Origin of the sequence: Streptomyces sp. 351MFTsu5.1 (assembly GCF_000383655.1) — a bacterium.
In the GTDB taxonomy this organism is placed as follows: Bacteria; Actinomycetota; Actinomycetes; order Streptomycetales; family Streptomycetaceae; genus Streptomyces; species Streptomyces griseorubiginosus.
Window position 1 is genome coordinate 347,297 of the sequence record NZ_KB911781.1, and the last position, 13,304, is coordinate 360,600.

The window sequence follows — 13,304 nt, forward strand, 5'->3', positions numbered from 1 at the left end:
AACTTTCGCCAAAGTGTTCAACGCGCGTCAAGGGCGGAAGGCATAGGGATCTCCCTACCGGCCATATTTTGAGGAAAAATTGCAAAGATTGACACCTGGTCGCGCTTGACACGTGAACCGACAGACCGTCAAAACGGACATATCGCAATGGATTTCTGTTCACATGTCCGAAACACGATGGGCGGCTTACCGATTACCGGACGGTATCGCACAGGTCACGGACAGGCCTCTTACCTGCGTTCCGGCACCCGTTCCGACGGCACGCCGAAGGCCCGGTTCCCCGTCACTCGGAGAACCGGGCTCAGCTGTGTTCGGATCAGCCGTGCTTGGCGCGGCTCGCGGCGCGGGCGCGCTCGCGGGCGTCCAGGTTGACCTTGCGGATACGGACCGCCTCCGGGGTCACCTCGACGCACTCGTCGTCGCGGCAGAACTCCAGGGACTGCTCCAGGGAGAGCTTGCGCGGCGGGACGATCGCCTCGAACGAGTCGGCCGAGGAGGACCGCATGTTCGTGAGCTTCTTCTCCTTGGTGATGTTCACGTCCATGTCGTCGGAGCGCGAGTTCTCACCGACGATCATGCCCTCGTACACCTCGGTGCCGGGCTCCGTGAACAGCACACCGCGCTCCTGGAGGTTCGTCATCGCGAAGGCGGTGACGGCGCCGGCGCGGTCGGCGACCAGGGAGCCGTTGTTGCGGGTCTGGAGCGTGCCGAACCAGGGCTCGAAGCCCTCGTGGATGGAGTGCCCGATGCCGGTGCCGCGGGTCTGCGTCAGGAACTCGGTCCGGAAGCCGATGAGACCGCGGGACGGCACCACGAACTCCATGCGCACCCAGCCGGAGCCGTGGTTCGACATGTTGTCCATGCGGCCCTTGCGGACGCCCATGAGCTGCGTGACCGCGCCCATGTGCTCCTCGGGCACGTCGATCGTCATGCGCTCGACGGGCTCGTAGACCTTGCCGTCGACGTCCTTGGTGACGACCTGGGGCTTGCCGATGGTCAGCTCGAAGCCCTCGCGGCGCATCTGCTCGACCAGGATGGCGAGCGCGAGCTCACCACGGCCCTGGACCTCCCAGGCATCGGGACGCTCGGTGTCGAGGACACGCAGCGAGACGTTACCGATCAGCTCGCGGTCGAGGCGGTCCTTGACCTGACGGGCGGTCACCTTGCGGTCCTTGACGGCCGCCTTGTTGTCGGCGCCCTTGCCGGTGCCGCCCCGGCCGACCAGCGGCGAGGTGTTGGTGCCGATGGTCATGGAGATCGCGGGCTCGTCGACCGTGATCAGCGGAAGCGGGATCGGGTTCTCGGGGTCCGCGAGGGTCTCGCCGATCATGATGTCCGAGATACCGGCCACGGCACAGATGTCACCCGGGCCGGCCACCTCGGCGGGCTTGCGGGTGAGCGCCTCGGTCATCAGCAGCTCGGTGATGCGCACGTTGGACATGGAGCCGTCGCGCTTGATCCATGTGACGGTCTGGCCCTTGCGCAGCTCGCCCTGCTCGACGCGGAGCAGCGCGATACGGCCGAGGAAGTTGTCGGCGTCCAGGTTGGTGACGTGCGCCTGGAGCGGGGCGTCCTCGTCGTACGTGGGGGCCGGGATGTGCTGGAGGATCGTGGAGAAGAACGGCTCCAGGCTGGTGGAGTCCGCCGGGACCGTGCCGTTCTCCGGCTTGGTCAGCGAGGCGATGCCGTCACGGCCGCAGGCGTAGACGATCGGGAACTCGATCTGCTCCTCGTCCGCGTCCAGGTCGAGGAAGAGGTCGTAGGTCTCGTTGACGACCTCGTCGATACGGGAGTCCGGGCGGTCCGTCTTGTTGATGCACAGGATGACGGGCAGCCGCTGCTGGAGGGCCTTGCGCAGCACGAAGCGGGTCTGCGGGAGCGGGCCCTCGGAGGCGTCGACGAGGAGGACGACACCGTCCACCATCGACAGACCGCGCTCGACCTCGCCGCCGAAGTCGGCGTGACCGGGGGTGTCGATGATGTTGATGGTGATGACGTCCCCCCCGTCCTTGGGGTGGTACTTCACCGCCGTGTTCTTGGCGAGGATCGTGATGCCCTTCTCACGCTCCAGGTCGTTCGAGTCCATCATGCGGTCGTCGACGCCTTCGAGCTGGTGGGCGGCGAAGGCACCGGCCTGCTTCAGCATTCCGTCGACGATGGTCGTCTTGCCGTGGTCGACGTGGGCGACGATGGCTACGTTGCGGATGTCGTGGCGCGTGGCCATGAAGGCGTACTCCTGGAGTGTGAGGAAGGCCGACGCGTACGTCTGTGTTACGCGGACCCTGCCGGGCTGAACACGCCACGGCCTCACCCCATCGTACGGTGCCCGCCGGGTCGGGGCTCGCCGGGCTCAGTTCGCGGACGGTCCGGACGCGGGCTTCGCACCCTTCTTCAGGAAGCCCATGTCCTCGTAGACCGGCGTCTGGAACCCGAAGGCACCCGCGTTCACCAGGCTCTTCTTCGCGGCGGTCAGCTGCGGCCGCTGGTAGAGCGGGATGGACCCCGCGGCCGCCCAGATCCGGGAGTCGGCCTTGCGGATCAGGCTCCGGCTCTCCGAGGCGTCCAGGGTGGTGACGGCCTGGTCGAAGAGCTGGTCGACCTGGTCGGTCCCGACCCGGGTGTAGTTCTGCTCCACGTTCAGCGACCCGTCGGCGGCCGGCACCGGCTTGGCGAAGATGGGCCGGGCGTCGGTCGCGGGGAACGCGGAGGCGGGCCACGAGTACAGCGCCAGGTCGTACTGCCCGGACGCGATGTGGTCCTTGAAGTAGCTCTCGTCGGACACCTTGGAGATCTCGGTGCGGATGCCGACCTTCGCGAGCATCGAGGAGATCCGGCCGGCCACGGTCCGCAGGGTCTCGGAGCCCGGGCCCGACGGCAGCACGAACCGCAGCGCCAGCGCCTTGCCGTTCTTGGCCAGCACCTTCGTCGCCGCGCCCGCCGGGGCGGGGGTGCCCTTGGGGGCGTAGGCCCCGGCCGGTGCGCCGCCCTGCGCGAGCTTGTTCGCGTACTGCTTGTCGTCCCCCTTGTCGCCCTTGTCGCCCTTGCCGTCCTCGGAATCCGCCGAGTCCTCCTGGTCGGACTTCTCGCGGGACTCCTTCTTCGACTTCTCCGACTTCTCCGACTCCTTGTCGGACTTCTTGCGGGACTCCTTGTCGGACTTCTCGCCCTCGGCCCCGGCGGCCTTCTCCCCCTTCTCCGCCTTGTCCCCGTTCTCCTTCTTCACCGGTCCGCCGTGCACCCAGCCGGCGTCGGCCAGCAGCGCCTCCGCCCCCTCGGTGTCCTGGCCGCCGAGCGCGCCGCTGTTGTCGGCGTACGCGTCCTGGCCGGAGAGCGCGAGGTGGCTGCCGACGGGCTCGGCGGGCAGTCCTAGCGGGGTGAGGACGGCCTTGGCGAGCGCCTTGCGGTCGAGGGCGCGGGCCACGGCCCGGCGGACCCGCTCGTCGGCGAGCGGACCCGAGGCGCCGTTGAGGGCGAGCTGGGTGTAAGCGGGTTCCAGGGACCTGCGGACCTCGAAGCCCTTGAGGGCGGCTTGCTGCCGCTCGTACGCGAGAGCCGCCTCACGCTTCTTCCTGCGGGAGCCGGCCTCGTCGTCGGCGGCCCCCTCGTCGTCCTCGTGGGCCACGGCCCAGGAGCGCAGGGCGTCCGCGGCCCCGAGGTTGCTGCCGGAGCCGTGGCCGGACAGACCGCCCGGACCGGCCAGCGGGGTGCTGCCGGTCCTGGCGCCGGCGCGGGCGGCGAGGGTGATGCGGCCGAGGGACTCGGGGTCGATCTCGGCGAGGTCCACGTCGCCGGCGGCCAGTGCCCCGGTCCGCTCGTCGCGCGGGACGGCCGTCAGCACGATCTCGTCCAGCTTGGCGGGGTGCCCCCACCAGCGCTCGCTGCGGGCGAGGGTGACCTCACCGTCCTTGCGGTCGACCTTCTTCAGCCGGAACGGACCGGCGGTGACCTTGAGCTTCTTGCGGGCGGAGTCGTTGAAGGAGTCCGGGGTGCCCATGACGTCCTTCGGGTACAGCGGCGAGAACAGCGAGCGCCAGTCGGCGTAAGGCCGCGCGAAGGTGACCCGGACCTCCAGGTCGTTGGCGCCGCGCTCGATCTTCTCGATGCGCTCGTAGCCGGCGTTGCGGGCGGTCCAGTACGCGGAGTCCTTGCCGGACAGGGCGCGCCACTGGGCGGCGAAGTCGGCGGCGCCGATCTCGCGGCCGTCGCTCCACACGGCCTGCTGGTTCAGCTTGTACAGCACGACCTGCCTGGGCTCGGTCTCGACGACCTTCGCGGACTCCAGGTAGTCGGGGTTGACCTGCGGCTGCCCGTTCGCGTCGAGCCGGTACATCGACGGCAGGACCGCCTGGGCGACGGTGGTGGTGGTCGCGTTCGCGTCCGCCTGGAAGGTGTTCAGGGTCTCCGGCAGTGCGTCCACGGCCCAGTGCAGGGTGCCGCCGTCGGCGACCTGGTCGCGGGCCGCGGGCGCGATGTCCTGCTCCGCGAGCGGCTTGCTCGCCGTGTCCTCGGAACTGCACCCGGCGAGGGCGGGCACCGCGAGGGCTCCCGCGGTGAGGAAGGCGACCGAGCGCATGACCGCGCGCAGTCCGACGCCGTCGTTGGACATCTCTGCTTACCTCCGGGAGCCGCGGGCGTTATGATCACTTTTGGCGGTATATGGAGCTGATCACATCTATGCGGCCACTGAAGAGGAAAGGGTTCGGCAACGGACGGCGACACGGCGACAAGGACCGGGAAGCCCACCCGTGCGGCGCAATCGACGGCGCACGAGGGGCGCGCACCCAGGCGCACGATCCGCCAATCGGTGCACGTCCCTTCACACCGGTAGGTGTGACGCGCAACACTCGCAGGCGCATGACCGTTCCCGTGCAGGGCAACCCCGCCCACGGAAGTGAGGTCACGTCATGTCCGTGAACGACGAACTGGCATCGGCCCAGCGCGCTCTCGACGAAGTGCTCCGGTATGTCAAGCGCCTGGAGCAGCAGCTGGGCAGCGGCGGTCTGGAGATGCGCCGCGTCCGGATCGACGCCGACCGTCTGCGCGAGAGCCTCGCGCTGCTGAGGGAGACCGACCCGGCGCTCGCCAAGGCGCGCCGCCCGGATCTCGTCTCCATCTCCGACACCCCCTACGACAACGCCCTGTGGACGGACTCGGACGACGAGGGCCTCGGTGCCCGCGACCGCAGGGCCCCCTGAACCGACCGGAGTCAGCGTTGGCCACTGGTACGGAACCCCCCGACACCGAATCCCATCCCGTGCGCGGCGGCGTGCACACCGGCACGCGCGCCGCGATCGACGCCCCGCACCTGCGCACCGACCGCTGGTGGCTGGCGCCGGCGGCCACCGCGGCCGGGCTGCTGGCCTTCATCGTCTACTCGACGTGGCGGGCCTTCGCGGACACGGACTACTACGCGGCCCCGTACGTCTCGCCGTTCTACTCCCCCTGTCTCGCCGAGCGCTGCGAGCCCATGCGGCACGGCCCCAACTGGGAGCTGTTCGGCAGCTGGTGGGGCATCTCCCCCGCGATCATCATCCTGATCTTCCCGCTCGGCTTCCGCCTGACCTGCTACTACTACCGCAAGGCCTACTACCGGGGCTTCTGGGCGTCCCCGCCGGCCTGCGCGGTGGCCGAGCCGCACAAGAAGTACACCGGTGAGACCCGCTTCCCGCTGATCCTGCAGAACATCCACCGGTACTTCTTCTACGCCGCGATCGTGGTCGCCGGGATCCTGACCTACGACACCGTGCTCTCGTTCCGCGACGAGAACTACGAGTGGGGCCACATGGGCCTCGGGACCGTGGTCTTCCTGGTCAACATCGTGCTGATCTGGGCGTACACCGCCTCCTGCCACTCCTGCCGGCACATCGTGGGCGGCAAGCTCAGGCACTTCTCCAAGCATCCCGTGCGCTACCGGGCCTGGCAGTTCGTCGGGAAGCTGAACGCCCGCCACATGCAGCTCGCCTGGGCGTCGCTGGTGAGCGTGGCGCTCGCCGACTTCTACGTCTACCTGGTCGCCTCCGGGGCTTTCGACGATCCGCGCTTCTTCTAGATTGAGGGTGCCTTCTGATGTCCGTGGTCGACCGGCAGGAGTGGGACGTCGTCGTGGTGGGCGCCGGGGGTGCCGGTCTCCGCGCCGCCATCGAGGCCCGCGAGCGCGGTGCCCGTACGGCCGTGATCTGCAAGTCGCTGTTCGGCAAGGCGCACACGGTGATGGCCGAGGGCGGCATCGCGGCCAGCATGGGCAACGCCAACTCGCACGACAACTGGCAGGTCCACTTCCGCGACACCATGCGCGGCGGCAAGTTCCTCAACCAGTGGCGGATGGCCGAACTGCACGCCCAGGAGGCCCCGGACCGGGTCTGGGAGCTGGAGACCTGGGGCGCGCTGTTCGACCGTACCAAGGACGGCCGGATCTCCCAGCGCAACTTCGGCGGCCACGAGTACCCGCGCCTCGCGCACGTCGGCGACCGCACCGGCCTCGAACTGATCCGCACGCTCCAGCAGAAGATCGTGTCCCTCCAGCAGGAGGACAAGAAGGAGACCGGGGACTACGAGTCACGCCTGAAGGTCTATCAGGAGTGCACGGTCACACGGGTGTTGAAGGACGGCAGCCGGGTCTCCGGTGTCTTCGCCTACGACCGTGAGACGGGCCGTTTCTTCGTCCTGGAAGCCCCGTCCGTGGTGATCGCCACCGGTGGAATCGGCAAGTCCTTCAAGGTGACGTCGAACTCGTGGGAGTACACGGGCGACGGGCACGCGCTGGCCCTGCTGGCCGGAGCGCCCCTGTTGAACATGGAGTTCGTGCAGTTCCATCCGACCGGCATGGTCTGGCCGCCGTCGGTGAAGGGCATCCTCGTCACCGAGTCGGTCCGCGGTGACGGCGGGGTGCTCAGGAACTCCGAGGGCAAGCGGTTCATGTTCGAGTACATCCCCGACGTCTTCAAGGAGAAGTACGCCCAGTCGGAGGAGGAGGGCGACCGCTGGTACGAGGACCCGGACAACAACCGCCGCCCGCCTGAGCTGTTGCCGCGCGACGAGGTGGCGAGGGCCATCAACGCCGAGGTCAAGGCGGGCCGGGGCTCTCCGCACGGCGGGGTCTTCCTGGACGTGTCCACGCGTATGCCCGCGGAGGTCATCCGCCGCCGGCTCCCCTCGATGTACCACCAGTTCAAGGAGCTGGCGGACGTCGACATCACCGCCGAGCCGATGGAGGTCGGGCCGACCTGTCACTACGTGATGGGCGGCATCGCGGTCGACTCGGACACGGCGGCGGCGCGCGGGGTGCCGGGGCTGTTCGCGGCCGGTGAGGTGGCCGGCGGGATGCACGGCTCGAACCGGCTCGGCGGCAACTCCCTCTCCGACCTGCTGGTGTTCGGGCGCCGGGCGGGCTGGCACGCGGCGGAGTACGCGACCGCCCTCGCGGCGGACCGGCCCCCGGTGGACGAGGTGCAGGTCGACGCGGCGGCCGCGGAGGCGCTGCGGCCGTTCTCGGCGGAGGGCGTCGAACCCGACACGGGCCCGCCGGAGAACCCCTACACCCTGCACCAGGAGCTCCAGCAGGCGATGAACGACCTGGTCGGCATCATCCGCCGGGAGGGCGAGATGGAGCAGGCCCTGGAGAAGCTCGGGGAGCTTCGGGTGCGGGCCCGGCGGGCCGGGGTCGAGGGGCACCGGCAGTTCAACCCGGGCTGGCACCTCGCGCTGGACCTGCGCAACATGCTGCTGGTCAGCGAGTGCGTGGCGCGGGCGGCGCTGGAGCGGACCGAGTCGCGGGGCGGCCACACCCGCGAGGACCATCCGACGATGGAGCGCACGTGGCGCCGGGTGAATCTGATCTGCCAATTGGCCGACCCGACGGGCGGGTTGGCGGCCACGGACCCGGTCCGCGGCCAGATCGACCTGACCCGTGAGACCACCGACCCCATCCGCGCCGACCTGCTCGCCCTCTTCGAGAAGGAGGAGCTGGTCAAGTACCTCGCCGAAGAGGAGCTGTACGAATGAGCGGCTACACGGCCCACTTCAAGGTGTGGCGGGGTGATGTGCAGGGCGGCGGCCTGGAGGACTTCAAGGTCGACGTCAACGACGGCGAGGTGGTCCTGGACATCATCCACCGGCTCCAGGCCACCCAGGCACCCGATCTCGCCGTCCGCTGGAACTGCAAGGCGGGCAAGTGCGGTTCGTGCTCGGCGGAGATCAACGGGCGGCCGAGGCTGATGTGCATGACCCGCATGTCGGTCTTCACCCAGGAGGAGACGATCACCGTCACTCCCCTGCGCGCCTTCCCGGTCGTGCGGGACCTGGTCACCGACGTCGGCTTCAACTACCAGAAGGCGCGCGAGGTACCCGCGTTCGTCCCGCCGCCGGACCTCGGTCCCGGTGAGTACCGGATGATGCAGGAGGACGTGGACCGCTCGCAGGAGTTCCGCAAGTGCATCGAGTGCTTCCTGTGCCAGGACACCTGCCATGTCGTCCGCGACCACGAGGAGAACAAGCCGGCGTTCGCGGGGCCCCGGTTCCTGATGCGGGTGGCGGAGCTGGACATGCACCCGCTGGACGCGGCCGAGGAGTCGGGCCTGGACCGCAAGAAGACGGCCCAGGACGAACACGGCCTCGGCTACTGCAACATCACCAAGTGCTGCACGGAGGTCTGCCCCGAGGGCATCAAGATCACGGACAACGCGCTGATCCCCTTGAAGGAACGCGCGGTCGACCGCAAGTACGACCCGCTGGTGTGGCTGGGGTCGAAGATCAGGAGGAGGTCGTAGGAGGAACAACTGCGCGAGAGGGGCGCCGGGCCAGCCTCCGAAGCCCGGCGCCCACGATGTTTCCCGCCGCCAGGCCGAGCAACGGGATCGCGGGCTGCCGCGGGACCGCGCTGCCCAGCGGACCGAGGAAGAGGAACACCGCCAGACCGACCCCGTGCGCCAAGGTGGCGGCCCCCGACAGACGCGGTCGCGGCGTATCGTCCCGGACCCAACGCGGCGCCCAGCCGGTCGCGACCTGAACGGCGCCCAGCACGAGCAGTGCCCCCACCACCACGGCCCCCAGGACCGTCAACACCGAGATCACGCGCTCACTGTCCCACGAGCCCCAACACCCTGACCAGGCTCGTGGCACCCCCCTCGGGGCCCACCCCGCTCGCGCCCCCGCTTTCCGGCCCATACGCTCCCAAATGTGACGCCCTCCCTGATACGCGGCCGTCCCCGGCGCAGCCGCTCGCACATATCCGTGCGGGTGGCGCACGCCCTGCTGGGGGTGGTGGCCGGAGTGCTGTGGCTGGTGTTGCCGTGGATGACCGTCGACGACGAGCCTGCGGTCGCGGGCGCGCGGACGAGTGCCGCGGCGGCCGAGGAGGGCTCATCCGCCGGCGACCTCGTCCTGCCGGTGGCCGTCCTCGCCGTGGTGGCGGCGCTCGCCGCCTACGGTGCCGTGCGCCGGATACGCCGCACCCGCAGTCGTACGACACCGGCGGCCCCCGGCACGACCCACGTCGGCGCGTACCCCTCCCCCGCGGTCCCGCCCGCGCCGGCCGGCCTGGACGACCGCTCCCGCGCCGCGCTGGTCGAGGCCGACAACCACCTGTACGCGTTCCGCGAGGAACTCTCCTTCGCCGAGACCGGGTTCGGGCGCGAGGCACTGGTCCCGTACGTCCGGGCGGCCGAGGCCGCGGAGGCCGAACTCGGGGCCGCGTGCGCGATCCGGCGACGCTACGACGAGGGCGTACCCGAGGAGGCGGCCGCGCTCGCCGGAGTCGTGGGCCGGTGCGAGGAGGCCGAGCGGCGGCTGGCCACCGGGACGGAGAGCCTGCGCACGCTACGGGCGCTGGACCGTGACCCGCACGCGGCCCTGGCCCTGGCCGAGACCCGGTTCCGCGAACTGACCGCACGCACGGCCAGGGCGGACACCGCCCCCGTGGACGGCTCCGTCACCGGATACGTAGAGCTGGCCAAGGACAGCCTGGTCACCGCCACCGCCCACCTGGGCGAGACCCACCAGGCCATCGCCGCCGACCGGCTCGACGAGGCGGTCCACCGGCTCCGCGCGGCGGAGACCGCGATCGGCCGGGCGGACGTGCTGGTGTCGGCCGTGGCCCGGCTGCGCTCGGCGCGCACCGAGGCCGCCCGGCTGATCCCGCCCGCTCTCACGGGCGCGGAGGCGGAACTGGCCCCCGTCCGCGACCGTGCCCGGCGCGAGGGGGCGACGGACGCCCGGCTCGTGCACGCCGACGCGGTCCTGGCCGCCGTACGGCAGGAGACGACGTCGGGACGGCCGTACGACCCGCTGGGCGTGCTGCGTCGGATCGTGCACGCGACCGGGCCCCTCACGGACGGCCGGTCCGGGGTGCTCGCGGTGGCCGCGCTGCTGGTGGCCGGGGAGTCCGTGGCCTCGGCGCGGGACTATGTGGCCGTGCACCGGAAGGCGGTCGGTGCCCGGCCCCGCGTCCTCCTGGCGGAGGCACGCCGGACCGAGGACCTGCCGCGCGCCGACGCCCTCGCCCGCGAGGCCCGTGACCTCGCGGAACAGGACGTGCGACTGCGCGGACACGCCGAGCAGGACGGCGACACCGCCTAGAACAGGCTCAGCAGGGCCTCCGCCGGATCCACCATGCCGTTCTCCCCGTCGGGCAGCGGGAGTTCGAACCACACCGTCTTGCCCCGCGGGGTCCGGCGGGAGCCCCAGGCCGCGCTGAGCAGGCCGACCAGTTGCAGACCGCGGCCGCCCTCGTCGGTGTCGCGGGCTCGTCGGCGGCGGGGCTGGACGAGCCCGGAGTCCCAGACCTCGCAGACCAGGGTCCGGTCGAGGAGGAGACGCAGCCGGATCTCGCCCTCGCCGTACCGCAGGGCGTTGGTGACGAGTTCGCTGACCAGGAGTTCCGTGGTGTCGACCAGGGGCTCCAGATCCCAGCTGAGCAGCCGGGCGCGGGCGTACTCGCGGGCCCGGCCCACGCTGCGCGGCTCGCGCGGCAGCGTCCAGTCGCCGACCGAGTCGGCGGGCAGGCCCTGGACACGTGCCATCAGGAGCGCGATGTCGTCCTCGCCGTGGTGGCTGTCGAGGGTGGCGAGGACGTGGTCGCAGACGTCCTCCAGGGGCGCGGAGGGGTCGGTCAGCGCCCCGACGAACGCCTGGAGGCCCTCGTCGAGGGGGTGATCGCGGCTTTCGACCAGTCCATCCGTGTAGAGCGCGAGCAGGGCGCCTTCGGGTAGTTCGACCTCGACCTCCTCGAACGGCTCGCCGCCGACGCCGAGCGGCATCCCGGGCGGCACGTCGAGCATCAGCGCGTCCTCGCCGGGTTCGACCAGCACCGGGGGCAGATGGCCCGCGTTGGCGAAGGTGCAGCGCCTGGTCACCGAGTCGTAGACGGCGTAGACGCAGGTCGCGAGGTACACCTCGGACAGGTCCGCCTCACGGGGGCGGCGGGCCGCGCGGGTGGCCTGCTGGACACCGCCGGGTGCGCCGAGGCCGCGGGCGATCTCGTCCAACGCGGAGAGGACTTCGGCCGGTTCGAGGTCCAGCAGGGCCAGCGTGCGCACCGCGGACCGCAGTTCGCCCATCGCCACCGCCGCGCGCAGACCGCGGCCCATCACGTCGCCGACCACCAACGCGGTGCGGTGACCCGGCAGTTCTATGACGTCGAACCAGTCGCCGCCGACCTCGCTGGGCCGGTCCGCGGAGGAGTTGCCGGGCAGATAGCGGCAGGCGATGTCGAGGCCGGAGGCGACCGGGTCGCCGGGCGGCAGCAGGGACCGTTGCAGTATCAGCGCCCGTTCGTGCTCCCGCCGGTACAGCCGCGCGTTGTCGATACAGACCGCGGCCCGCGCGGCCAGCTCCACCGCCAGGTCCCGGTCCCGGTCCCCGAACGGCTCGCTGCCCTTCGTCCGCGCGAACTGCGCGAGACCTACGACGGTGTCGTGGGCGACCATCGGCACGGCGAGCGTGGACTGCACGAGGCCGCCCTCCTCGGCCGGGACGTACAGCGGGCGGGCGGTGCGCAGGGCGTCCGCGCACGGCGAGTTGAACGGGTAGTGGTGGACCGCGCCGACCGAGACGGGGGCGCCGGAGCCGAGGAAGGGGGCGTCGGACACCGCGCTGGCGAAGGCGACCCGGCGCAGTTCGGCGCTGCCGTCGGCGAGGCCGGGCGGGGTCTCGTCGCCGGCCAGGAGGCCCTGGTAGAGGTCGACGGTGGCCAGGTCGCAGAAGCCGGGGACGACGACGTCGAGGAGTTCGCGGGCCGTGGTCTCCAGGTCGAGGGAGTTGCCTATGCGGGCGCCCGCCTCGTTCAGAAGGGCGAGATTGCGCCGCGCGGCGGCGGCCTCACGGGCGGCGGCGCGGCGGGCCGTGATGTCGGTTCCCAGCCAGGCGATGCCGATGGGCCGGCCGGATCCGCTGCGCACCCGGTAGAGGTTGATGGACCAGTGCCGGCGCTCGTCGGACCCCGGCAGGAAGCCGGTGACGTGCATGTCCGTGATGGAGTCGCCGGTCTCCAGGACCCGGCGCAGGGTCGCGGAGACCCGCTCGGCCTCGGGGCGGGGCAGGTAGTCGTGGACGCCCTTGCCGCGGTGGTCGTCCGGGGTGCCGCCGAACAGGGAGGCGAACCGGTAGTTGACGCGGCGAACCCGCAGGTCGGGGTCGATCAGCACGAAGCCGAACGGAGATTGACCGAAAATCGCCTGCGACGCGGCCAGGTCGGTCTCGATGCTCCGGAGCGTGCGCACGTCGACGACGATGCAGACGGCGGCCCGCTCGCCCTCCTCGGTCCGCGTCGGCATCACATAGACCTCGGCGAGACCCTCGCGGGCCTGCTCGGTGTCGGCCGTGGGAGGGGTGCGGAAGGGGACCACTCCGGTCCACTCGCGTCCGTCCAGGATCTCGGCCATCTTGCGCTGGCCCTGCTCGTGCAGGTCCGGGTCGATGAACGCCTCGATGGGGTCCATGCCGACCGCGCGCCCGGCGGGGATGCCGAAGAGCTGCTCGGCGCGCAGGCTCCACTGGTCCACCAGCCCGTCGGGGCCTATGGAGAAGGACGCCACCTTGATGTAGTCGTAGATCGAACCGGGCGGGCTGCTCTGCCACATGGCGTCACCGGACAGCACCTCGCCGGGACGGACCTGCACGGCATCCTCCGCGGCCTCCGTCCTCGCGCCGTCCGACGGGTCCTTCGACTCCGTGGCCTTCGCTGGTATCTCGCTCACGCGAACCGTCCCCTCCAGCTCACCGCGTCCGGTACCGGTCACCGGGGGCGGCTGCCCGCAGTATCCAGCACTACGGCGCCGCACAACACGGTGTTCACGATCACAGCACGATCC

The 13,304-nt window shown here is 70.8% G+C and carries 9 protein-coding genes; 5 read left to right on the top strand and 4 right to left on the bottom strand.

Features of this window, described 5'->3' with window-relative positions:
- Positions 1-316: 316 nt before the first annotated feature.
- On the bottom strand, positions 317-2,224 hold the full coding sequence (gene typA / locus H295_RS0118390) for a translational GTPase TypA (RefSeq protein ID WP_020136801.1): 1,908 nt from the start codon (positions 2,222-2,224) through the stop codon (positions 317-319).
- A gap of 126 nt (positions 2,225-2,350) precedes the next feature.
- A complete protein-coding gene (locus H295_RS0118395) occupies positions 2,351-4,606 on the bottom strand; it encodes an ABC transporter family substrate-binding protein (RefSeq protein ID WP_020136802.1) in 2,256 nt (751 codons plus the stop codon).
- Positions 4,607-4,904: 298 nt separating this feature from the next.
- On the opposite strand from H295_RS0118395, the gene H295_RS0118400 reads away from it, so the two are divergent.
- From H295_RS0118400 to H295_RS0118415, 4 genes are read left to right on the top strand one after another with little or no spacing between them, the layout of a single operon-like run.
- Positions 4,905-5,195, top strand: coding sequence for a hypothetical protein (locus H295_RS0118400; RefSeq protein WP_020136803.1), 291 nt, complete (start codon positions 4,905-4,907; stop codon positions 5,193-5,195).
- A gap of 17 nt (positions 5,196-5,212) precedes the next feature.
- The gene (locus H295_RS0118405; RefSeq protein ID WP_028809492.1) at positions 5,213-6,049 is read left to right on the top strand and encodes a hypothetical protein; all 837 of its coding nucleotides are present in this window, start codon (positions 5,213-5,215) and stop codon (positions 6,047-6,049) included.
- A gap of 17 nt (positions 6,050-6,066) precedes the next feature.
- The gene (locus H295_RS0118410) at positions 6,067-8,001 is read left to right on the top strand and encodes a fumarate reductase/succinate dehydrogenase flavoprotein subunit (protein ID WP_020136805.1); all 1,935 of its coding nucleotides are present in this window, start codon (positions 6,067-6,069) and stop codon (positions 7,999-8,001) included.
- A complete protein-coding gene (locus tag H295_RS0118415) occupies positions 7,998-8,765 on the top strand; it encodes a succinate dehydrogenase/fumarate reductase iron-sulfur subunit (protein ID WP_020136806.1) in 768 nt (255 codons plus the stop codon). The genes H295_RS0118410 and H295_RS0118415 overlap by 4 nt, the downstream gene beginning before the upstream one ends.
- Here the strand turns inward: H295_RS0118415 and H295_RS0118420 are convergent.
- Positions 8,749-9,069 (bottom strand): hypothetical protein, encoded by a 321-nt coding sequence (locus H295_RS0118420; protein WP_020136807.1) that lies wholly within the window; start codon positions 9,067-9,069, stop codon positions 8,749-8,751. The two genes, H295_RS0118415 and H295_RS0118420, sit on opposite strands and share 17 nt — an antisense overlap.
- A gap of 105 nt (positions 9,070-9,174) precedes the next feature.
- On the opposite strand from H295_RS0118420, the gene H295_RS43335 reads away from it, so the two are divergent.
- Positions 9,175-10,572: a hypothetical protein gene (locus H295_RS43335; protein ID WP_043217622.1), complete on the top strand. Its 1,398-nt coding sequence runs from the start codon at positions 9,175-9,177 to the stop codon at positions 10,570-10,572.
- Here the strand turns inward: H295_RS43335 and H295_RS0118430 are convergent.
- Complete coding sequence (locus tag H295_RS0118430; protein ID WP_020136809.1) at positions 10,569-13,190, bottom strand: SpoIIE family protein phosphatase; 2,622 nt, start codon at positions 13,188-13,190, stop codon at positions 10,569-10,571. The genes H295_RS43335 and H295_RS0118430 overlap by 4 nt on opposite strands.
- Between the last annotated feature and the right edge of the window lie 114 nt (positions 13,191-13,304).

What these genes read in the sequence shown, in the direction of transcription:
- H295_RS0118410 (WP_020136805.1), top strand. Translation starts at nt 6,067, where the DNA reads ATGTCCGTGGTCGACCGGCAGGAGTGGGACGTCGTCGTGGTGGGCGCC.
- H295_RS0118415 (WP_020136806.1), top strand. Translation starts at nt 7,998, where the DNA reads ATGAGCGGCTACACGGCCCACTTCAAGGTGTGGCGGGGTGATGTGCAG.
- H295_RS0118400 (WP_020136803.1), top strand. Translation starts at nt 4,905, where the DNA reads ATGTCCGTGAACGACGAACTGGCATCGGCCCAGCGCGCTCTCGACGAA.
- H295_RS0118395 (WP_020136802.1), bottom strand. Translation starts at nt 4,606, where the DNA reads ATGTCCAACGACGGCGTCGGACTGCGCGCGGTCATGCGCTCGGTCGCC.
- typA (WP_020136801.1), bottom strand. Translation starts at nt 2,224, where the DNA reads ATGGCCACGCGCCACGACATCCGCAACGTAGCCATCGTCGCCCACGTC.